We start from the raw sequence: 20,482 nt of genomic DNA, 5'->3' as shown, positions 1-20,482 counted from the left end.
GATGATGAAAACCAATCGTTCCCGCCGCCGGGAGCGCCCGGCCGATTCCTCGGGCTGGCAGGCGGTCTGCCGTCGGGAGGATCTGATTCCCGAGGCCGGAGTGGCCGTCCGGGCGCACGGCGAGCAGGTGGCCGTGTTCGTGACCGAGGCGGGGCTGTTCGCCATCGATCATGTCGACCCGTTCAGCGGTGCGGCCGTGCTGGCCCGAGGCATTGTCGGCGAGCTGCAGGGACGTCCGGTGGTGGCCTCGCCGATGTACAAGCAGCATTTCTTCCTGGACACGGGGGAATGCCTGGAAGATGCCGGTGTGCGCGTCCGCTGCTGGCCCGCGCGGCTGGGCGGAGACGGCATCCTGCGCCTGGGCCGCCCGATGGATCATGTCTTGGAGGATTGCGATCATGCCGCCTGATGCCATGATGAATGCCGCGCCCCCCATGCCTTCCGGGCACGCCGGGCATGTCTGGCTGGTGGGAGCGGGGCCGGGCGATCCCGACCTGATCACGGTGAAGGGGGTGCGCGCCTTGCAGGCGGCCGACGTAGTGATCTACGACCGCTTGGCCTCGGCCGCCTTGCTGGCGCACTGCCGTCCGGATGTCGTGCGAATCTCCGTGGGCAAGCGGGCGGGCCTGCACAGCGTGCCCCAGGACGGCATCCACGCCCTGCTGATCGCCCATGCGCGGGCGGGCCGCAATGTCGTCCGCTTGAAAGGCGGCGACCCCTTCATTTTCGGGCGAGGAGGGGAGGAAATGATCGCATTGCGGCGGCAGGGGATCCCGGTGTCGATCATCCCCGGGGTGACGGCGGCATCCGGCTGCGCGGCGGCGACGGGCATCCCGCTCACGCACCGCGACCTGGCCGGGGGCGTCAGCCTGATCGCCGCGCATCGCCAGGAGGATGCGCGCGATCTGGACTGGACGGCCTTGGCGGCGGACCGGCAACGCACCCTGGTGTTCTACATGGGGCTGTCCCGGGCGGAACATGTGGGAATGGAACTGATGCTTCACGGCCTGTCCGGGACGACGCCTGTCGCGCTCGTCGCGTGCGGAACGACGTCGAAGCAGCGCGCGGTCCGGTGTCTTCTGGCGGACCTGGGGGCGGTCGCGCGCCGCTGCGATCTGGTGTCGCCCTGCCTGATCGTGGTGGGTCAGGTGGTCGCGCTCGCGGATCCGGCTCTTGTCGCCTGGGCCCGGAGCCGCCAGGAACCTGTGCCGGCCTGCCCGGTATGAAGCCGCTCTATCCGCTGTTCGCCGATCTGGCGGGGCGCAGGGGCCTGGTGGTGGGCGGTGGCAGCGTCGCGGAGCGCAAGGTGCGGTCGCTGCTGAGATGCGGCGCGAAGGTCCTGGTGGGTGCGCCGCGCCTGACGGCGACGCTGCGGCACTGGGCGGATGACGGCTGTCTGGCGCATTTGCCGGGGCCGTTCGATCCCGGCTGGCTGGCTGCCGTCTGGCTGGTCATTGCGGCAACCGGTGACCGCCGGGTCAATGCGCAGGTGAAAGCCGCGGCGGACGAGCGCAACGTGCTGGCCAATGTCGTGGATGATCCGGTCCTGTCCTCGTTCCAGGTGCCCGCCGTGGTCGATCGATCACCCTTGGTGATCGCGGTGTCCTCGTCGGGCGTCGCCCCGGTCCTGGCCCGGCGTGTGCGGGAACAGATGGAGGCGCTGTTCGATGCCTCCCTGGGTGAGCTGGCGGCGCTGGCGGGACAGCATCGCCAGGCCATCCGCCAAGCCTATCCGGATCCCGGGGCCCGCTGTCGGTTCTATGACTGGTTGTATGACGGTCCTGTGCTGGCGCAATTGCGCCGGGGGGATTCGACGGGGGCGGAACAGCGCCTGCGCAACCGCGTGGCGGCAGCGGCAACCGGGGAGGCGCCGTTGGAGCGCCGTGTGACGTGGATCACGGTTTTCCCGGAGGAACCGGGGCGCTTGACGCTCGATGAATTACGGGCGATGAACGAGGCCGATGTGCTGGTGCATGAGTGCGGCCTGCCCGCCCGGTTTCTGGACATGGCGCGCAGGGATGCGGACCGCCGGCCCATCGCCCGGCTTGCGGGGGATCCGGCCTCCCGGGCCTTGGCGGCGTGCGCGGGCTATCGTCGCGCTGTCATCCTGCTGGCGGGGCAGGGGGCGTGACTGGATCAGAAATCGAATTCCGGTTCGATTTCGTCGCCCGCCTGGAGCCAATGATCGCCGTCCGGCAGGGCGGCGATGGCATTCATGCCGAACAGCACGCCTTGTTCGAATTGGCGGTGCCGCGCCAGCGTGCGGCCTGGTTCGGGGGCGGTTTCCCCGGTACGGGGATCGACGTTCGGGATGGGGCAGCGGGCGCAGGCTTTCACGAAGGCGAATCCCAGGCCTGCGGTGCGAAACCCCGCCAGGTGGTCCTCGTCATAGGGCTCCAGCCCCTGCAGCACGATGTTGGGTCGGAAGCGGATCATATCCACCGGGTCATGGCCGCCGTCCGCCAACTGGCCGTTCAGTTCATCCAGCGAGTGCTGGTTGGTGACCAGGAACGGAAAGCCGTCGGCGAACGCGAAGGCGTGCCGGTCCACCGGCAGGAAGGATTGCGGCCAGTCGGGGTGAGTCTGGATCCATTGCGTCACGTGGCGCATGCTGGCCAGGCGGTGCGCCTGGGGATGGACATGCAGCAGGCGGCACGGCGCGCCCAGGAAATCGCTGAGCCAGCGCGCGACTTCGTCGCCCTGGTCGGCCCCCACGGTTTCCGTTCCCCAGATGGCGACCGGGACTGCGGCCCGATCGCTTCCTGTGACCGGCGCGAAGCAGTCCGGCTGGCCGGGGGCCTTGAGCCAGACGCCATCGGGCTGGGGCGCGGGCTGGATCAGCACCATGCGGGGGTGCTGGCGCTGGGTCATGAAGATGCCCCGGTCGTCGACGATGACCCAGTGGCGGTCGTATTCCAGTCCTGCGCCGCTGACGCGGATGCGTTCGTGGCGGATGCCCGCGCAGGATTTGACGGGGTAGCTGTACAGGCTGTGGATGGCCAGGGACATGGTGGCGGGCAGTGCGGTCATTGGGCAGGGGAACGGTCATTCTAATCGGATGCGGGGGCGGCCATGGGGCGGGCGGCCATCGCTGTCGTTCTCCCGATTTTGCGCGGCCGGGAAAATTGATCTTCGGCACGCCCTGATCCCGGTCAAAAATGCCGTAGCATGGCAGGGTTCCCGTGCATCTCTGACCTGTCCCTGCTGGAGACCCCATGCCTTTCAAAGACATCCTGGCCGCGTTGATCGTGATTGTGGTCTGGGGCGCCAATTTCGTCGTCATCAAGTTCGGGGTGGACGAGTTCCCGCCGATGCTGCTGGGGGCCTTGCGTTTCCTGTTCGTGGCCTTCCCGGCGGTGTTCTTCGTGCCGCGTCCGGCCGTGTCCTGGCGTTACGTGGCGGCCTATGGGGCCACCATCTGCCTGGGGCAGTTCGTCTTCCTGTTCCTGGCCATCTATCTGGGCATGCCGGCGGGGCTGGCATCCCTGGTGCTGCAGGCGCAGGCGTTTTTCACGGTGGCCATCGCCGCTCTGGTGCTGCACGAGGCGGTGCGGCTGCATCATGTGCTGGGCATCGGCCTGGCGATCGTCGGCCTGGCGCTGCTGGACATGGGGGCGGATTCGACCGCGGTGCCCCTGGTGGGCTTTCTGCTGACGCTGCTGGCGGCGTTCAGCTGGGCCTGCGGCAACATCGTCCTGAAGTGCGCCGGACAGGTGCGCATGCTGTCGATGGTGGTGTGGGGGGCCTTGCTGCCGCCCATCCCGTTCCTGCTGCTTTCGGCGGTCTTCGAGGGGCCGGATCGCATCGTGGCCGGCCTGACGAGCGTCAGCTGGCGGGGGGTCGGCGTGGTGGTGTATCTGTCGGGCGTGGCGACGCTGGTGGGGTATGTGCTGTGGGGGCGCTTGCTGGCGCGCCATCCGGTGGCCCGCGTGGCGCCGCTCAGCCTGCTGATCCCCGTGGTGGGGCTGTTGTGCGCCGACTGGATCCTGGGCGAGCGGCTGGGGTTCTGGCAGTGGCTGGGCGGTGGTGTGGTATTGATCGGACTGACGGTCAATCTGTTTGGCGCCCGGTGGGCCGCCTGGCTTCGGAACCGCGCGCAAGCGGCCTAGAATAATGTTTTTTGGCGTTTCGACTGGAAATCATACCCATGACCATTGATCGTGCAGGGATCAACGCCCTGATGGAAATTACGTCGCGTCCCGAACTGGTGTTCGTCAGCGGCCAGGGGTCCTGGCTGCAGGACAGTGCCGGCAAACAGTATCTGGATTTCATCCAGGGCTGGGCGGTGAATTGCCTGGGGCATAATCCGGCTCCCATGATCGACGCTCTGTCGCGGCAATCGCGTGCGCTGATCAATCCCTCGCCGGCCTTCTACAACCAGCCGTCCATCGATCTGGCCAAGCGCATCGTGGATGCGTCCTGCTTCGATCGCGTGTTCTTCGCCAACAGCGGCGCCGAAGCCAATGAAGGCGCGATCAAGCTGGCCCGCAAATGGGGGCAATTGCATCGCAAGGGCGCCTACAAGATCATCACCTTCGACCACAGCTTTCACGGCCGCACGCTGGCGACCATGTCCGCGTCGGGCAAGGCGGGCTGGGACACGAAATTCGCTCCGCAGGTCGATGGCTTCCCCAAGGCCGACCTGAACGATCTGGATTCCGTCCGCGCGCTGATCGATGACCAGACCGTGGCCGTGATGCTGGAACCCGTTCAGGGCGAGGCCGGCGTCATCCCCGCTACCCGCGAATTCCTGCAGGGCCTGCGCGCGCTGACCCGGGAACAGGGGCTGCTGCTGATCGTGGACGAGGTGCAGACCGGCATGGGCCGCACCGGCCGGATGTTCGCCTATCAGCATGCCGGCATCGAACCCGACATCATGACGCTGGGCAAGGGCATCGGCGGCGGCGTTCCGCTGTCGGCGCTGTGCGCCCGCGAAGCGGTCAGCTGCTTCGAACCTGGCGACCAGGGCGGCACCTATAACGGCAATCCGCTGATGACCGCGGTTGGCGTGGCGGTATTCGATACTCTGGCCGCGCCCGGCTTCATGGAATCGGTCAACGAACGCGCCCGCCGGTTGTCAAACGGCCTGATGGCGCTTTCCGAAAAATGGGGAATGCAGGGTGAACGTGGCGCGGGTCTGCTGCGCGCGCTGATCATGGACCGCGACGACGGCCCGGCCCTGGTGGCAGCCGCCCGCGACCGGGCTCCCGAGGGGCTGTTGCTGAATGCCCCGCGCGGCAATCTGCTGCGCTTCATGCCGGCCCTGAACGTGTCGGCCGAAGAAATCGACACCATGCTGGCCTGGCTGGATGCGCTGATCAAGCAGGTACGCGGCTAGTCCGGTTTCGGGGCATCGGGCCGCCGCGCCGCCCCGGCCGGCGCGTCGCGGGCCGGGCGTAGCCCGTCGGGCCGGTTATTAAGTACACTGAACTTTTCCGATCAAGGAGACTTCGATGTCCATACGCACCGTCCCGCCGTTTCGCGCCGACCATGTCGGCAGCTTCCTGCGACCCGTGTATCTGCTCGAGGCGCGCGAGCGCCATGCCAAGGGCGAGATCGACGCCGCCGCCCTGCGCGCCGTCGAGGACCGTGCCATTGCCGAAGTCGTCCGCTTCCAGGAGGACGTCGGCCTGAAATCCGTGACGGACGGCGAATTTCGCCGCACGTTCTTCCACCTGGATTTCCTGCGGCAGCTCGACGGCGTGACCACCGACGACCCCAAGGTCGTGACGGGGCAGGACGGCAAGGAACACCTTGCGCCGCCATCGATCCTGGTGACCGGCAAGGTGCGCCATGCGCGCGACATCCAGCGCGCCGACTTCGAGTATCTGGCCGGTCAGGTGTCGGCGGGCCACACGCCCAAGGTCACGATTCCCTCGCCCACCATGCTGCATTTCCGGGGCGGGCGCGCCGGCATCGACGCCGTGGCCTACCCTGAGCTCGACCCCGCCTTCTACGAAGACGTGGCCGAGGCCTACGGCCAGGAACTGCGCAGCCTGTACGACGCCGGTTGCCGCTATGTGCAGATGGACGATACCAACCTGGCCTATCTGTGCGATGGACGCATGCGCGAGGCGGCCAAGGCGCGCGGCGACGATCCGGATGAATTGCCGCACCGCTACGCCAACTTCATCAACCGGGTGGTGGCGCGCAAGCCCGAGGGCATGGTGCTGGCCATGCACCTGTGCCGGGGCAATTTCAAGAGCACCTATGCGGCCGAGGGCAACTACGAGCCGGTGGCTGAGGCCCTGCTGTCGGAAATGCACCTGGATGCGTATTTCATGGAATACGACGACGACCGCAGCGGCGATTTCCGGCCCCTGCGCTATCTGCCGCCCGGCAAGATCGTGGTGCTGGGCCTGGTGACGACGAAGTTCGGCGCCCTGGAATCCAAGGACGACCTGAAGCGCCGCATCGACGAGGCGGCGCGCCATGCGCCGCTGGAGCAGCTTGCCTTGTCGCCGCAATGCGGTTTTTCGAGCACGGTGCACGGCAATAACGTGGCCGTCGAGGACCAGCGCAACAAGCTGCGGCTGGTGGTGGAAACCGCCCGCGAGGTCTGGGGCGACGCCTGAACGCTGCGGCCGGGTGATCCCGGCGCCGATGTCGCCCTGACGCTGGGGCGCCACGCAAAAAAAAACGCCGCTGCATCCGGTGCAGCGGCGTTTTTTTTGCGGTGGCCCGTCGAGGGCCGGCCGGCTGGGCCCGACCGGCCCGAAGGGGCCTTCGCGGCCTCAGGCCTTCGCGGCCTGTTCCGCCTTTTTCACCTGACGCCAGTGGTGCAGCAGCGGTTCGGTGTAGCCGTTGGGCTGTTCCAGGCCCTTGAAGATCAGGTCGCTGGCGGCCTTGAAGGCGCAGGACGTGTCGAAATGGCCGTCCATGGGCTCGTAGGCGGCGTCCCCGGCGTTTTGCTTGTCCACCACGGCGGCCATGCGGCGCAGGGTTTCTTCGACCTGCGCGCGGTGGGTGACGCCGTGCAGCAGCCAGTTGACGATGTGCTGGCTGGAAATCCGCAGCGTGGCGCGGTCTTCCATCAGGCCCACGTCGTGGATGTCGGGGACTTTCGAGCAGCCCACGCCCTGGTCGATCCAGCGCACGACGTAGCCCAGGATGCCCTGGCAGTTATTGTCCAGTTCCTGCTGGATCTGCTTGGGCGTCCAGGTGGGGGCGCCGGTGACCGGCACGGTCAGGATGCGATCGGTGTAGTCCTCGTGGCGGCCTTCCAGGGATTTTTGCACTTCGACCACGTCGACCTGGTGGTAGTGCAGCGCGTGCAGCGTGGCGGCGGTGGGCGACGGCACCCAGGCGGTGTTGCCGCCGGCCTTGAGCTGGCCGACCTTCTGTTCGAGCATGGCGGCCATCAGGTCCGGCATGGCCCACATGCCCTTGCCGATCTGGGCGTGGCCGCGCAGGCCGCATTCCAGGCCGGTCTGCACGTTGTTCAGTTCGTAGGCCTGGATCCATGCCTGGGACTTCATGTCGTGCTTGCGCACCATGACGCCGGCGCGCATGGAGGTGTGCAGTTCGTCGCCCGTGCGGTCCAGGAAGCCGGTGTTGATGAACACTACGCGCTTGGTGGCGGCGGCAATGCAGGCTTTCAGGTTGACGCTGGTGCGGCGCTCTTCGTCCATGATGCCCATCTTGATCGTGTTGGGCGCCAGGCCCAGCAGCTGTTCCACGCGGGCGAAGATTTCGCTGGCGAAGGCAACCTCGTCGGGGCCGTGCATTTTCGGCTTGACGATGTAGATGGACCCGGTGCGGGAATTCTTGCGCGCCTTCAGGTCGGGGATGGCGCACAGCGACGTGCAGACGGCGTCCAGAATGCCTTCGGGGATTTCATGGCCGTCGCGGTCCAGGATGGCCGGGTTGCTCATCAGGTGGCCGACGTTGCGCACGAACATCAGGGAGCGGCCGTGCAGGCTGGCCGTGCCGCCGTCGCGCGCGACGTATTCGCGGTCCGGATTCAGGCGGCGGGTGATGGTCTTGCCGCCCTTGACCAGGTCTTCGGACAGATCGCCCTTCATCAGGCCCAGCCAGTTGCGGTAGGCGACGACCTTGTCGTCGGCATCCACGGCGGCGATCGAGTCTTCGCAGTCCATGATGGTGGTCAGGGCCGATTCGACGACGACGTCCTTGATGTGGGCGGCATCGGTCTTGCCGATGGGGTGGTTCGCGTCGAACTGGATTTCAAAGTGCAGGCCGTTGTGGAGGAACACCAGCGCGTCGGGGGCGGACGCATCGCCGCGGTGGCCCAGGAAGGCGTCGGCCTTGGCCAGGCCGGTGGCGCTGCCGTCCTTCAGGGTGACCTGCAGCGCGCCGTCGACGACCGCATAGCCGGTGGCGTCGCGGTGCGAACCCTGGGCCAGGGCGATGCTGTCGTCCAGGAACTGGCGGGCGAAGGCGATGACGCGCGCGCCGCGCACCGGGTTGTAGCCGCCGGTGCGGGCGGCGCCGTCGGTATCGGGGATGGCGTCGGTGCCGTACAGGGCATCGTACAGGCTGCCCCAGCGCGCGTTGGCGGCGTTCAGGGCATAGCGGGCGTTCATGACCGGCACGACCAGTTGCGGGCCGGCCTGTTGCGTGATTTCCGTGTCGACGTTGGCCGTGGTGACGGCGACCTTGGCGGGGGCGTCTTTCAGGTAGCCGATCTGGTGCAGGAAGGCGCGGTAGGCGGCCGGGTCGGCGACCGGGCCGGGATGCTTGCCGTACCAGTCGTCCATGGCGGCCTGGATGCGGTCGCGTTCGGCCAGCAGGGCGCGGTTTTTCGGGGCCAGATCATGCACGATGGCGGCCAGCCCTTCCCAGAAGGCGGCGGGTTGAACCCCCGTGCCGGGCAGAGCTTCCTGTTCGAGGAACTGGTGCAGCACCGCTGCGACCTGGAGTCCATGGCTGGAAATGCGATCGGTCATGATGGTCCTTGGATAATCTGAAGATCAATCCTAGGATTATAGGCAGTCTTCTATAAGAGTTAAAGGGCGCAGCGGGGTATCGGACCGCCGTGGGTTGTCGGCTAAGGTGTTGTCGCCAAAAAGAAAAGGCCCGCATCCGAAGATGCGGGCCCGCTATATGCCAGTGCGGATACTGCTTATTTCTCCGGCACTTGCGCAATGTGCAGCAGATTGGTGCTGCCGCTGCGGCCAAACGGCAGGCCGGCGATGACGATCAGCGTGTCGCCGACCGCCGCCAGGCCGGATTTCCGGGCGGCGTCGGTGGCGCTCCGGATCATTTCGCTGGACTCGTGCAGCTGCTCGGGGAAGTGCACCGGGCGCACGCCCCAGGCCAGGGCCAGGCGACGGGCTGTGCGCGGTTCGGGGGTCAGCGCCAGGATCGGGGTGATGGGCCGTTCGCGGCTGGCCCGCAGGGCGCTGAAGCCCGATGCCGTGTAGGCCACGGTGGCGGCGGGTTCCAGCAGGTCGGCCACGCGGCGCAAGGCGCAGCAGATGGCGTCCGGGATATTGGATTCGGCCGGGCTGTGGGTGGCGTCCAGGTTCGCCCTCCACGATGGATCGGACTCCACTTCGCGGATGATGTTGTTCATGATGGTGACGGCTTCGACCGGGTATTGGCCGGAGGCCGATTCGGCCGACAGCATGACGGCGTCCGCGCCGCTGTAGACGGCCGTGGCCACGTCGGAGGCCTCTGCGCGGGTGGGAACCGGGGCGGTGATCATGGATTCCAGCATCTGGGTGGCGACCACCACGGGCTTGCCGGCGGCGCGGGCATGGCGCACGATGCGCTGCTGCAGCACAGGAACCCGTTGCGGCGGCAATTCCACCCCCAGATCGCCGCGCGCCACCATGATGCCGTCGGCCTGGTCGATGATGGCGTCCAGGTGTTCGATGGCGGCCGGCTTTTCCAGTTTGGCCATGATCCAGGCCTGATCGCCGATCAGGCTGCGGGCCTCGATGATGTCTTCGGGGCGTTGCACGAACGACAGCGCAACCCAGTCCACGCCCAGCGACAGGCCGAAGGCCAGGTCGTCGCGGTCCTTCGGGGTCAGCGGGGAAATCGGCAGGATGACGCCCGGCACGTTGACGCCCTTGCGGTCGGACAGGGGGCCGCCCACCATGACGGTGGTTTCGGCGAAGTCGGGACCGTGGCGGTCCACTCGCAGGCGCAGCTTGCCGTCGTCCAGCAACAGGTCGGTGCCATCCTCCAGGGCCGCGAAGATCTCCGGGTGCGGCAGGTTGGCGCGCCGCGCGTCGCCTTCGGCCGGGTCCAGGTCCAGGCGGAAGGGCTGGCCGGCCTGCAGCGCGGTCTTGCCGCCGGCAATCTTGCCGACTCGCAGCTTGGGGCCTTGCAGGTCCATCAGGATGCCGATGGGGCGGCCGACGTCCCGTTCGACCTGGCGGATGATGCGATAGCGTTCGGCATGGTCTTCGTGGCTGCCGTGGCTGAAGTTCAGGCGGAACACGTTGGCGCCGGCATCGACCAGGGCGCGGATCTGTTCGGGAGAGGAACTGGCGGGGCCCAGGGTCGCCAGGATACGGGCGCGGCGTTCGCGGTTCATGCCTGCTGTCCTTTATACAGAGGGTCGGTCGGATGGTCCGGGCCGTCCAGGGCGGTCACGCCGGCGCGGGCGACCTGCGCGTCCTGGCCCGCCTGGACGCCGGACACGCCGACCGCGCCGATGACTTGCCGGTCGTAGTAAATGGGTTCGCCGCCTTCCAGGGGGACGACCGGCATGGACAGGGCGGCGATGCGGCCCTGGTTGACCATGTCCTCGTAGACCTTGCTGGGTTTGCCGCTGAGCACGCAGGCGCGGGCCTTGTCCGGGGCCACCATGGCGCTCATGATCGGCGCGGCGTCCATGCGCTGCAGCCAGAGCGGATACCCGCCGGCGTCGCAGATGGCGATGCTGACGTTCCAGCCGTTCTGCCGGGCTTCGGCCTCTGCGGCGGCGGCCATGCGGCGGGCGTCTTCCAGGGTCAGGACTCGTATCGTTTTCATCAGTGTCTCCTTGGGCGTCGTTCCGTCACAGGATCAGAATGGCGCGAAAATCGTTGACGTTGGTCAGCGTCGGGCCGGTGATCAGGGAATCGCCCAGCCGTTCAAAAAAACCATGACCGTCGTTGTCGTCCAGGTGGACGCGGGGCGGCATGCCCGCCGCCCAGGCGCGGGCCAGCGTGTCGGGTGTGATCAGCGCTCCGGCGATTTCCTCCTGGCCGTCCACGCCGTCCGTGTCCCCGGCCAGCGCGTAGACGTCGTTGACGCCGTCCAGCGCGATCGCGGTGGACAGCAGGCATTCCACATTGCGCCCGCCGCGGCCCTGGCCGCGCACGGTGACGGTGGTTTCGCCGCCCGACAGCAGCACGCAGGGCGCGGGCGCGGGCTGGCTGTGGGCGCGGACCTGCAAGGCGATGCCGGCCAGCACCTTGCCCACGTCGCGGGCCTCGCCTTCGATGCGGTCGCCCAGCAGCACCGGATTGACGCCGGCTTCGCGGGCCACGGCCGCGGCGGCTTCCAGCGCCATCTGCGGGGTGGCGATCAGGTGGGTTTCGACGCGGGCCAGGCGCGGATCGCCGGGTTTCAGGGTTTCACCCTCGCCGGACTCCAGCAGGCGGCGGGCGCCGGCGGGCAGGTCGAGCCCGTAGCGGCGCACGATGTCCAGCGCGTCGGCGCAGGTGCTGGGGTCGGCCACGGTGGGGCCGGAAGCGATGTCGCTGGGCTGGTCGCCGGGCACGTCGGAGATCAGCAGGTTGATGACCCGCGCGGGCGCGCAGGCGGCCGCCAGACGCCCGCCCTTGATGCCGGACAGATGGCGGCGCACGCAGTTCATTTCGGAAATCGTCGCGCCCGATTTCAGCAGGGCGCGGTTGATGGCCTGCTTGTCGGCCAGGGTGACGCCCGCGCCGGGCACGGGCAGCAGCGACGATCCGCCGCCGGAAATCAGGCAGATCACCAGATCGTCGGCGGTCAGCCCCCGGACCTGGTCGAATAGCCGTTGCGCGGCGCGTTCGCCCGCCTCGTCGGGCACCGGGTGGGCAGCCTCCAGGATTTCGATCCGCTGGCACGGGACGGCATAACCGTAGCGGGTGACGACGACCCCTTCCAGGGGCGCGGGCCAGTGCTTTTCAAAGGCCTGCGCCATGGCGGCCGAGGCCTTGCCCGCGCCGATCACGATGGTGCGCCCTTTGGGGCGCGGCGGCAGGAAGGCCGGGATGCAGTGTTCCGGCTGGGCGGCGCGCACGGCGGCCTGGAACATGCGGGTCAGAAGATCGCGGGGCTCTGTCATGGGACGTCCGTGCAAAGGGGGCGGTGCGCCGGGGGCCGGCGCACCGGAAGCGGCTTACTGGCCGATTTCGTGGTTGGCCATGATTTCCAGGGCCCGCACCATGCCGGAATGATCCCACGCCGCGCCGCCGTGCGCCACGCAGGCGTTGAACAGTTCCTGGGCCACGGCCGTGCTGGGCAGGGACAGCCCCAGTTGGCGGGCGGTCGTCAGGGCCAGGTTCAGGTCCTTCTGGTGCAGGTTGATGCGGAAGCCCGGGTCGAAGGTGCGTTTCACCATGCGCTCGCCGTGCACTTCCAGGATGCGCGAGCTGGCGAATCCGCCCATCAGCGCCTGGCGGACCTTGGCCGGGTCGGCACCGGCCTTGGAGGCCAGCACCAGGGCTTCGCCCACGGCTTCGATGGTCAGCGCGACGATGATCTGGTTGGCGACCTTGGTGGTCTGGCCGTCGCCGTTGCCGCCCACCAGGGTGATGTTCTTGCCCATCAGTTCGAAGATGGACTTGCACTGGTCGAAGGCCGCCTGGTTGCCGCCGATCATGATGGTCAGGCTGGCGGCCTTGGCGCCGACCTCGCCGCCGGACACCGGGGCGTCCAGGTATTCGCAGCCCAGGGCGTTGATCTTCTTGGCGAATTCCTTCGTCGCCACGGGCGAGATCGAGCTCATGTCGATCACGGTCTTGCCCTTGGACAGGCCGGCGGCCACGCCGTTTTCGCCGAACAGCACGGCTTCGACGTCCGGGGTGTCGGGCACCATGACGATGATGATGTCGGACGCTTTGGCGACTTCCGTGTTGTTGGCGACGGCCTTCGCGCCGGCGTCCAGCAGGCTTTGCGGGGTCTTGCCGTGGGTGAACGTGACCAGGGAATGGCCGCCCTTGATGAGATTGGCCGCCATGGGCGTGCCCATGATGCCCAGACCGATGAAACCGATATTAGCCATGTGGATGCTCCTTGTTGATGCTGTGGGGGCCGGGCGTTTGGCTGGATGGGGGCGCCCGGCCGGTTTTTATCCGGTGAAATCAGGCCAGCGCCTGGATCCAGCCCAGACCGTCTTCGGTGCGGGCGGCAGGCTTGTATTCGCAACCGATCCAGCCGGTATAGCCGACCTGGTCGATGTGGCGCAGCAGCCAGCGGTAGTTGATTTCGCCGGTGCCGGGTTCGTTGCGCCCGGGGTTGTCGGCCAGCTGGATGTGGCCGATGGCGCCCAGATGCTTGCTGATCGTGTTGCCCAGCTCGCCTTCCATGCGCTGGGCATGGTAGATGTCGTATTGCACGCGCAGATTGTCGGAACCGACCTCGGCGACGATGGCCAGGGCCTGGTCCGTGCGGCTCAGGAAAAAGCCGGGAATGTCGAAGGTGTTGATCGGCTCGATCACCAGGCGGATGCCCGCTTTTTTCAGTTCGGCGGCGGCGTGGCGCAGGTTGGCGACGAAGGTTTCGTGCGCGGCGGTCTGACCGACGCCGGCGGGCACCTTGCCCGCCAGGCAGTTGACCTGCGTGCAGCCCAGCGCCTGGGCGTATTCGATGGCCTGGGCGACGCCCCGCTTGAATTCCTCGACGCGGTCGGGGTGGCAGGCAATCCCGCGCTCGCCGGCGTCCCAGTCGCCGGCGGGCAGGTTGTGCAGCACCTGGACCAGACCGTTGTCTTTCAGGCGCCTGGCCAGGTCTTCCTTGGCGTAGGCGTAGGGAAACAGGTATTCGACGCCCTTGAAACCAGCCTTGGCGGCCGCTTCGAAGCGGTCCAGGAAGTCGATTTCGGTGAACAGCATCGACAGATTGGCGGCGAATTTCGGCATGTGTGGCTCCTTGAAATGCTTCCGGGCGGCCCTTCCGTCGGGAAGGGCCGCAGTGTCCTGCTTCAGTCCAGCAGGGTGATGGCGGTGGGGGCGTCCGCGCCGTGTTCGGCCAGTTCCTCGAACTCGTTGATCGCGTTGATGTCGTTGCCCATGGAAATGTTGGTGACGCGCTCCAGGATGAATTCCACCACCACCGGCACGCGGAATTCCTTGATCCAGGCGCGGGCCTGCGCGATGGCGGGCTGGATGTCTTCCACCTTTTTCACACGGATGGCCTTGCAGCCCAGGCCTTCGGCGACCTTGACGTGATCCACGCCGTAGCCGTCGGTTTCCGGCGCGTTGATGTTATCGAAAGCCAGTTGCACGCAGTAGTCCATGTCGAAGCCTCGTTGCGACTGACGGATCAGCCCCAGATAGGCATTATTCACCACGACGTGGATATAGGGCAGATTGAATTGCGCTCCGACCGCCAGTTCCTCGATCATGAACTGGAAATCATAGTCGCCGGACAGCGCCACGATTTCGTCGCCGGTGTTGGCGGCCACGACGCCCAGGGCGGCGGGCACGGTCCAGCCCAGAGGGCCGGCCTGGCCGGCGTTGATCCAATGGCGCGGGCCGTAGACGTGCAGCAACTGGGCCGCCGCGATCTGCGACAGGCCGATGGTGGTCACATAGCGCGTGTTGCGGCCGAAGGCCTTGTTCATTTCCTCGTAGACGCGCTGGGGCTTGAGCGGCGATTGGTCGAAGTGCGTCTTGCGCTGCATGGACTTTTCGCTCTTGCGCGCGCGGCATGCCTGAGCCCAGGCGCCGCGGTCGCGCAATTGGCCCGCGGCCTTCAGGCGCTTGGCCTCTTCGATCATCAGGCGCAGGGCGATGCCCGCATCGGATGCGATGCCGTAATCCGGGCCGAAGACCTTGCCGATCTGCGTGGGGTCCACGTCGATGTGCACGAAGGTGCGGCCTTCGGTGTAGACGGCGGTGGATCCGGTGTGGCGGTTGGCCCAGCGGTTGCCGATGCCCATGACGAAGTCCGACGCCAGCAGGCTGGCGTTGCCGTAGCGGTGCGCGGTCTGCAGGCCGACCATGCCGGCCATCAGCGGGTGGTCGTCGGGGATCACGCCCCAGCCCATCAGGGTCGGGATGACCGGCACGCCGGTCAGTTCGGCGAATTCCTTCAACAGATCGGCGGCATCGGCGCTGAAGATCCCGCCGCCCGCGACCAGCAGGGGGCGCTCGGATGCGTTCAGCATGGCCACGGCCTTGGCCGCCTGGGCCGGGGTGGCGGAGGGCTTGTAGACCTCCAGCGGCTCGTAGGTGTCGATGTCGAATTCGATTTCCGCCATCTGCACGTCGAAGGGCAGGTCGACCAGCACCGGGCCGGGGCGGCCCGAGCGCATGATGTGGAAGGCCTGCTGCAGGATGCGCGGCACCAGCTCGGGTTCGCGCACCATCACGGCCCATTTGGTGACCGGCTTGGCGATGGTCTCGATGTCCACGGCCTGGAAGCTTTCCTTGTGCAGCTGCGAGCGCGGGGCCTGGCCGGTGATGCACAGGATGGGGATGGAGTCGCCGGACGCGGAATACAGACCGGTGATCATGTCGGTGCCGGCGGGGCCGGACGTGCCCAGGCACACGCCGATGCTGCCGGGGTGGGCGCGGGTGTAGCCTTCGGCCATGTGCGAGGCGCCTTCGACGTGGCGGGCCAGCACGTGTTTGAAGCCGCCGTTTTTGCGCAGCGCCGAATACAGCGGGTTGATGGCGGCGCCGGGAACGCCGAACAGGGTGGTGATGCCTTCTTTCTGCAGGACCGCTGCGGCGGCGTCTACTGCTCTCATCCGAGCCATGGTTACTCCTTGATCTGATTCATCGGGTCTACGGGCTTGGGACCAGCATAAAGAATGACCTGTGGATCAGGAATCCCCGTGACTCTCGTTTCTGTCGATACTAAAAGTATCTGATGCAATAAACCTGGGGTAGAATTTCCGCATGAAACGGCATTGCCGGACGCCTCAATAGTTCCTGTCGCACAAGGACATGACTGCCATTTAAACCACCGGAGGCCAGTGTGGGACGCTACACCGACATCAGCAGTTTTGTATTGATTGCCGATAAAGGCAGCTTTGCGGCGGCCGCCCTGGTAGAGGGTGTCACGCCGGTGGTCATGGGGCGGCGTTTGACGGCCCTGGAAAAGCGCCTGGGCGTGCAACTGATGCACCGGTCGACGCGCGGTCTGGTGCTGACCGAGCTGGGCGAGCGATACCTGGAGCAATGTCAGCAGCTGATTCAGGATTTCGATGCGGCCGATGGCAGCATCATGGCGCGGCGGCGCACGCTGAGCGGCCATCTGGTGGTGTCGGCGCCCGCATCTTTCGGGCGGCAGCACGTGGCGCCCCACGCCCTGGCGTTTCGCCGCCGTTATCCCGATCTGGCGCTGTCTTTCAATTTCACCGACAGCGTGGTGGATCTGGTGCGCGAAGGCTACGACATGGCCATCCGCATCGGCGAGGTCACGGACCCCAACTACGTGGCGGTGCGTCTGTTCCCCAACCGGCGCGTGGTGTGCGGCACGCCGGCCTATTTTGAATCGCATGGCGTGCCGCGCGTGCCCGAAGATCTGGTGCGCCACAATTGCCTGGCCTTCAACCTGCAGGGCGGCCAGCATCGCGGCTGGACGTTCGTGCGCGACGGCAAGCCGTTCGCCGTGCGGGTGCGGGGGGATCTGGCTTGCAACGATGGCGAACTGCTGTATCAATGGGTGCAGAAGGGACTGGGTATCGGCTGGCGCTCCACCTGGGAAATCCAGCGCGAACTGAAACGCGGCGAACTGGTGACGGTGCTGGATGAATTCGCGCTGCCCGCCTATGACATCCAGGCGGTCTATCCGCAGCAACGATATCTGCCGGCCAAGGTGCGCTATTTCATTGACGATCTCAGAAACCATTATCATGAACCGGGTTACTGGGAAGGACAGGGAATATCTTGAATACGAACGAACAGGCGGCTGCCCGCCGCAACGAACGGCTGGCGCTCCTGGCTCTGGCCGGCATGGCCGTGGGCTGGGGCTACAACTGGGTGGTGATGAAATCGGTGCTGGCCTATGTGGGGCCTTTCGATTTTTCAGCCCTGCGCACATTGTTCGGAGCCCTGTTGCTGCTGGCCGTGCTGACGGTCTGGCGCCGGCCGATGCGCATTCGGGCCTGGGGGCGCGTGGCCCTGCTGGGCGTCCTGCAGACCGGGGCGTTTTCGGCCTTGATCCAGGTTGCGCTGCTGCATGGAGGGGCGGGGAAAACATCCATCCTGGTCTACACCATGCCTTTCTGGGTGATTCCCATGGCCTGGGTGGCGTTCGGGGAACGCGTGCGCGGCCTGCAGTGGCTGGCGCTGGCGCTGGCCGCGCTGGGGCTGATCCTGATTCTGGAACCCTGGACCCTGCATGCGGACTTCATGAGCGAGCTGCTGGCGGTGTCCGCCGGCCTGTGCTGGGCGCTGGCCACCATCGTGGCCAAGTGGATCAAGCGCGACTACCCCATGGATGCCTTGCCGCTGACGGCCTGGCAGATGCTGTTCGGCGCCCTGGCCTTGTGCCTGGCGGCCTGGGTCGTGCCCGAAAAACCCATCGACCCGGCGCCGTACTTCTACGGCGCATTGGTCTACAACGCGGTCATCGCCACGGCCCTGGCCTGGTTCCTGTGGTTGTTCGCCCTGCAGCACCTGTCCGCCGGCGTCGCCGGCATGTCGGCGCTGGGCGTGCCCGTGGTCGGTGTGCTGGCCGGCTGGCTGCAACTGGGCGAGCAGCCCGGGGCCCTGGAGCTGGCCGGCATGGTGCTGATCGGGGTGGCGCTGGTGGTGATCAGCCTGCGCTCGTCGGCGGGGAAATAGCGAGGCAGCCCCATGATGCCGGACGATCATCTGTCGCGCATCCGTGAGCTGAAATTCAAGCAGTTGCTGGTGTTCGAGCGCGTGGCGACCCTGGGTTCCATGCACAAGGCCGCCGAAGCCGTGCACATGACGCAGCCCAATGTGGTCAAGATCGTGCGTCAGCTGGAAGAACTGCTGGACGTTACTTTGTTCGAACGCCACAGCAAGGGGGTGCGCCTGACGGTGTTCGCCGAGCATCTGCTGGAACGCATCCGCCCTATGCTGGGCGATGCCCGCGCCATGAGCGAGGAATTGACGGCCCTGCGCGGCGGCGAGGGCGGCCTGGTGGCGGTGGGCACCCTGATTTCCGCCTCGGCCTGGCTGCTGCCCGAAAGCGTGGCCGTCATGAAGCAGCGCCACCCCAAGGTCGGCCTGGTGATCCAGGAGGCCACCAACGACATCCTGTTTCCCATGCTGCGGGTGGGCGAGCTGGACGTGATCCTGGGGCGCCTGCCGGAAAACCCCGGCGAGGGCGTGGAGACGCACGCCATCTACCAGGACGAGCTGATGATCGTGGCGAGGGCCAATCACCCCCTGTCTCGCCAGCCCGGCTGCGCGGTGAGCGATCTGCTGGATTACCCGTGGATCGTGCCGTCCAATGCCTCGCCGGTGCGCAAGCAGGTGGACCAGTTTTTCCTGGGCCGGCAGTTGCCCATCCCGGACAATCAGATCGTGTCCCTGTCCATGTTGACCAATCTGGGCATTCTGGCCCGCTCCGATGCCCTGGCCATGCTGCCCAGCGTGGCGGCGCGTCCCCTGATCCAGGTGGGCGTGCTGTTCGAAGTCCCCATCCACGTGCGTCTGCCCTTCGGCACGATCGGCTACAGCGTGCGGGCCGACCGCCCGCTGGTGCCGGCGGCGGCGACCTTTGTGCAGGTGTTGAGGGAAGTCGGGGCGCGGGCATAGGTCGGGGCCGCGCGGCCCGACCGCTTGCTGGCCGCGAACTGTGTGTGACGGATTCTTGGGATTCCAATATGGAATCTCAAGAGTGGGTTTTTTGATTAGAAAATAATCCCGGCCCAGTCTACAGTGATCCCAACGGACAACAAGCAAGAGACAAGCACTGTGGCCCAGCCTATCCAGCACTATATCGGCGGTCGCTTCGTGGACAGCGCGAAGCGGTTCGCCAATATCAATCCGGTGAACGGCACGGTCGTCAACCAGGTCTGCGAGGCTTCGGCCGACGAGGTCGACCAGGCCGTGCGGGCCGCCAAGGCCGCCTTGCAGGGTGAATGGGGGCGGTGTTCCCCGGCGCAGAGGGCCGACTGGCTGGAAAAGCTGGCCGCGGGCATCGAGCAGCGCTTCGAGGCATTCGTGCAGGCCGAAGTGCAGGACACCGGCCGCACCGTGCGCCAGGCGCGCACCCTGGACGTGCCGCGCGCCATCGCCAATTTCCGCTTCTTCGCCAACCTGGTGCGCCAGGCGCATACCGAATGCTTCGAAACCATTGCCGCCGACGGCGGCAAGGCCTTGAACTACACCGTGCGCAAACCCCTGGGCGTGGTCGTGGCCATTTCCCCCTGGAACCTGCCGATCCTGCTGTTCAGCTGGAAGGTCGCGCCTGCCCTGGCGCTGGGCAATGCCGTGGTGTCCAAGCCGTCCGAGGAAACGCCATCGTCCGCTTTCCTGCTGGCGCAGGTGGCGCATGACATCGGCTTCCCGGCCGGGGCCTTCAATGTGCTGCAGGGCTTCGGCGGCGATTCCGCCGGGCAGGCCATGATCAGCCATCCGGACATCGACGCCGTAACCTTCACCGGGGCGTCGGCTACCGGGGCGCACATCATGAAGACCGTGGCCGACGGGGTCAAGGACGTGTCCTTCGAGCTGGGCGGCAAGAATGCCGCCATCGTGTTCGAGGATGCCGATTTCGAGGCCGCCGTCGATGGCGTGGTGAAGTCCACCTTCACCAATTCCGGCCAGGTCTGCCTGTGCAGCGAACGCGTGCTGGTGCAGCGCCCCATTTTCGACCGCTTCGTGGCGGCGCTGAAAGCGCGCACGGAAGCGCTGGTGCTGGGCCGCCCGGATGATCCCGCCACCGACATCGGTCCGATGATCTCCAAAAAACACCAGGCCAAGGTCGTGTCCTATTTCGAACTGGCCCGCCAGGAAGGCGCCACCGTCGTCACCGGCGGCGAAGTCCCCGTCTTCGGCGATGAGCGGGACCAGGGGTTCTGGGTGCGTCCGACCATCTGGACCGGCCTGCCCGACGACGCGCGCTGCCTGCGCGAGGAAGTCTTCGGGCCGGTGTGCCATGTCGCGCCCTTCGACACGGAAGAAGAGGCCGTCGCCCGCGCCAACGATTCCGAATACGGCCTGGCGACCGCCATCTGGACCGAAAACCTGTCGCGGGCGCATCGCGTGTCGCCGCGGATGCGCAGCGGCCTGGTCTGGGTCAATACCTGGTACCTGCGCGATCTGCGCACGCCGTTCGGCGGTGTGCGGCGCTCGGGCATCGGCCGCGAGGGCGGGCGCAATTCCCTGGATTTCTATTCCGAAGTCACCAACATCTGCATCAAGGTCTGACCCGCAGCCAC

Annotated in this window: 18 protein-coding genes; 10 read left to right on the top strand and 8 right to left on the bottom strand. The window is 66.8% G+C overall.

All coding sequences use genetic code 11. The annotated features are described in order from the left end of the window. Position 1 precedes the first annotated feature (1 nt). From nirD to WBG56_RS09785, 3 genes are read left to right on the top strand one after another with little or no spacing between them, the layout of a single operon-like run. Positions 2–409, top strand: a complete 408-nt coding sequence (nirD, locus tag WBG56_RS09795; protein WP_424267724.1) for a nitrite reductase small subunit NirD — start codon at positions 2–4, stop codon at positions 407–409. Next, the gene (gene cobA / locus WBG56_RS09790) at positions 399–1,226 is read left to right on the top strand and encodes a uroporphyrinogen-III C-methyltransferase (protein WP_424267722.1); all 828 of its coding nucleotides are present in this window, start codon (positions 399–401) and stop codon (positions 1,224–1,226) included. Before nirD ends, cobA begins: the two co-directional genes overlap by 11 nt. Continuing rightward, positions 1,223–2,131, top strand: coding sequence for an NAD(P)-dependent oxidoreductase (locus tag WBG56_RS09785; RefSeq protein WP_424267720.1), 909 nt, complete (start codon positions 1,223–1,225; stop codon positions 2,129–2,131). Before cobA ends, WBG56_RS09785 begins: the two co-directional genes overlap by 4 nt. 5 nt (positions 2,132–2,136) lie before the next feature. Here the strand turns inward: WBG56_RS09785 and WBG56_RS09780 are convergent, their stop codons facing one another. After that, complete coding sequence (locus WBG56_RS09780) at positions 2,137–3,030, bottom strand: MOSC domain-containing protein (protein WP_424267718.1); 894 nt, start codon at positions 3,028–3,030, stop codon at positions 2,137–2,139. Positions 3,031–3,215: 185 nt separating this feature from the next. On the opposite strand from WBG56_RS09780, the gene WBG56_RS09775 reads away from it, so the two are divergent. From WBG56_RS09775 to WBG56_RS09765, 3 genes are all read left to right on the top strand, one after another. Then, positions 3,216–4,109: an EamA family transporter gene (locus tag WBG56_RS09775; protein ID WP_424267716.1), complete on the top strand. Its 894-nt coding sequence runs from the start codon at positions 3,216–3,218 to the stop codon at positions 4,107–4,109. Between the two features lie 38 nt (positions 4,110–4,147). Beyond that, positions 4,148–5,338: an acetylornithine transaminase gene (locus tag WBG56_RS09770; protein ID WP_424267714.1), complete on the top strand. Its 1,191-nt coding sequence runs from the start codon at positions 4,148–4,150 to the stop codon at positions 5,336–5,338. A gap of 115 nt (positions 5,339–5,453) precedes the next feature. Beyond that, a complete protein-coding gene (locus WBG56_RS09765) occupies positions 5,454–6,575 on the top strand; it encodes a 5-methyltetrahydropteroyltriglutamate--homocysteine S-methyltransferase (protein WP_424267712.1) in 1,122 nt (373 codons plus the stop codon). 159 nt (positions 6,576–6,734) lie between these two features. On the opposite strand, the gene WBG56_RS09760 is transcribed toward WBG56_RS09765, so the two are convergent. From WBG56_RS09760 to gcl, 7 genes are all read right to left on the bottom strand, one after another. Continuing rightward, on the bottom strand, positions 6,735–8,909 hold the full coding sequence (locus WBG56_RS09760; RefSeq protein ID WP_424267710.1) for a malate synthase G: 2,175 nt from the start codon (positions 8,907–8,909) through the stop codon (positions 6,735–6,737). Positions 8,910–9,085: 176 nt separating this feature from the next. Beyond that, the gene (gene pyk, locus WBG56_RS09755) at positions 9,086–10,510 is read right to left on the bottom strand and encodes a pyruvate kinase (protein WP_424267708.1); all 1,425 of its coding nucleotides are present in this window, start codon (positions 10,508–10,510) and stop codon (positions 9,086–9,088) included. Next, a complete protein-coding gene (locus WBG56_RS09750) occupies positions 10,507–10,950 on the bottom strand; it encodes a GlcG/HbpS family heme-binding protein (RefSeq protein ID WP_424267706.1) in 444 nt (147 codons plus the stop codon). The genes pyk and WBG56_RS09750 overlap by 4 nt, the downstream gene beginning before the upstream one ends. 25 nt (positions 10,951–10,975) lie before the next feature. Further along, positions 10,976–12,235, bottom strand: coding sequence for a glycerate kinase type-2 family protein (locus WBG56_RS09745; RefSeq protein WP_424267704.1), 1,260 nt, complete (start codon positions 12,233–12,235; stop codon positions 10,976–10,978). A 54-nt stretch (positions 12,236–12,289) separates the two neighbouring features. Next, positions 12,290–13,174 (bottom strand): 2-hydroxy-3-oxopropionate reductase, encoded by an 885-nt coding sequence (gene glxR / locus WBG56_RS09740; RefSeq protein ID WP_424267702.1) that lies wholly within the window; start codon positions 13,172–13,174, stop codon positions 12,290–12,292. Between the two features lie 79 nt (positions 13,175–13,253). Further along, on the bottom strand, positions 13,254–14,030 hold the full coding sequence (gene hyi, locus WBG56_RS09735; protein WP_424267700.1) for a hydroxypyruvate isomerase: 777 nt from the start codon (positions 14,028–14,030) through the stop codon (positions 13,254–13,256). Positions 14,031–14,092: 62 nt separating this feature from the next. After that, positions 14,093–15,874: a glyoxylate carboligase gene (gene gcl, locus WBG56_RS09730; RefSeq protein WP_424267698.1), complete on the bottom strand. Its 1,782-nt coding sequence runs from the start codon at positions 15,872–15,874 to the stop codon at positions 14,093–14,095. A 221-nt stretch (positions 15,875–16,095) separates the two neighbouring features. Here gcl and WBG56_RS09725 point away from each other — a divergent pair, with 221 nt between their 5' ends. The 4 genes from WBG56_RS09725 (at position 16,096) to WBG56_RS09710 (ending at position 20,471) form a co-directional block, all read left to right on the top strand. Further along, positions 16,096–17,013 (top strand): LysR family transcriptional regulator, encoded by a 918-nt coding sequence (locus WBG56_RS09725; protein ID WP_424267696.1) that lies wholly within the window; start codon positions 16,096–16,098, stop codon positions 17,011–17,013. Beyond that, positions 17,010–17,909: a DMT family transporter gene (locus WBG56_RS09720; RefSeq protein WP_424267694.1), complete on the top strand. Its 900-nt coding sequence runs from the start codon at positions 17,010–17,012 to the stop codon at positions 17,907–17,909. The genes WBG56_RS09725 and WBG56_RS09720 overlap by 4 nt, the downstream gene beginning before the upstream one ends. Positions 17,910–17,921: 12 nt before the next feature. Beyond that, positions 17,922–18,854: a LysR substrate-binding domain-containing protein gene (locus tag WBG56_RS09715; protein WP_424267692.1), complete on the top strand. Its 933-nt coding sequence runs from the start codon at positions 17,922–17,924 to the stop codon at positions 18,852–18,854. Positions 18,855–19,013: 159 nt separating this feature from the next. Continuing rightward, positions 19,014–20,471: a 2-hydroxymuconic semialdehyde dehydrogenase gene (locus WBG56_RS09710; protein ID WP_424267690.1), complete on the top strand. Its 1,458-nt coding sequence runs from the start codon at positions 19,014–19,016 to the stop codon at positions 20,469–20,471. Positions 20,472–20,482: the final 11 nt, after the last annotated feature.

It is taken from the genome of Castellaniella sp. (assembly GCF_049671645.1).
Lineage (GTDB): Bacteria > Pseudomonadota > Gammaproteobacteria > Burkholderiales > Burkholderiaceae_B > Castellaniella.
This window is presented reverse-complemented; position numbering and strand designations above follow the sequence as displayed.

Bases quoted from the DNA above. Each gene is read 5' to 3' on its own strand.
- nirD (WP_424267724.1), top strand. From the start codon at position 2: ATGATGAAAACCAATCGTTCCCGCCGCCGGGAGCGCCCGGCCGATTCC.
- cobA (WP_424267722.1), top strand. From the start codon at position 399: ATGCCGCCTGATGCCATGATGAATGCCGCGCCCCCCATGCCTTCCGGG.
- WBG56_RS09785 (WP_424267720.1), top strand. From the start codon at position 1,223: ATGAAGCCGCTCTATCCGCTGTTCGCCGATCTGGCGGGGCGCAGGGGC.
- WBG56_RS09780 (WP_424267718.1), bottom strand. From the start codon at position 3,030: ATGACCGCACTGCCCGCCACCATGTCCCTGGCCATCCACAGCCTGTAC.
- WBG56_RS09775 (WP_424267716.1), top strand. From the start codon at position 3,216: ATGCCTTTCAAAGACATCCTGGCCGCGTTGATCGTGATTGTGGTCTGG.
- WBG56_RS09770 (WP_424267714.1), top strand. From the start codon at position 4,148: ATGACCATTGATCGTGCAGGGATCAACGCCCTGATGGAAATTACGTCG.
- WBG56_RS09765 (WP_424267712.1), top strand. From the start codon at position 5,454: ATGTCCATACGCACCGTCCCGCCGTTTCGCGCCGACCATGTCGGCAGC.
- WBG56_RS09760 (WP_424267710.1), bottom strand. From the start codon at position 8,909: ATGACCGATCGCATTTCCAGCCATGGACTCCAGGTCGCAGCGGTGCTG.
- pyk (WP_424267708.1), bottom strand. From the start codon at position 10,510: ATGAACCGCGAACGCCGCGCCCGTATCCTGGCGACCCTGGGCCCCGCC.
- WBG56_RS09750 (WP_424267706.1), bottom strand. From the start codon at position 10,950: ATGAAAACGATACGAGTCCTGACCCTGGAAGACGCCCGCCGCATGGCC.
- WBG56_RS09745 (WP_424267704.1), bottom strand. From the start codon at position 12,235: ATGACAGAGCCCCGCGATCTTCTGACCCGCATGTTCCAGGCCGCCGTG.
- glxR (WP_424267702.1), bottom strand. From the start codon at position 13,174: ATGGCTAATATCGGTTTCATCGGTCTGGGCATCATGGGCACGCCCATG.
- hyi (WP_424267700.1), bottom strand. From the start codon at position 14,030: ATGCCGAAATTCGCCGCCAATCTGTCGATGCTGTTCACCGAAATCGAC.
- gcl (WP_424267698.1), bottom strand. From the start codon at position 15,874: ATGGCTCGGATGAGAGCAGTAGACGCCGCCGCAGCGGTCCTGCAGAAA.
- WBG56_RS09715 (WP_424267692.1), top strand. From the start codon at position 17,922: ATGATGCCGGACGATCATCTGTCGCGCATCCGTGAGCTGAAATTCAAG.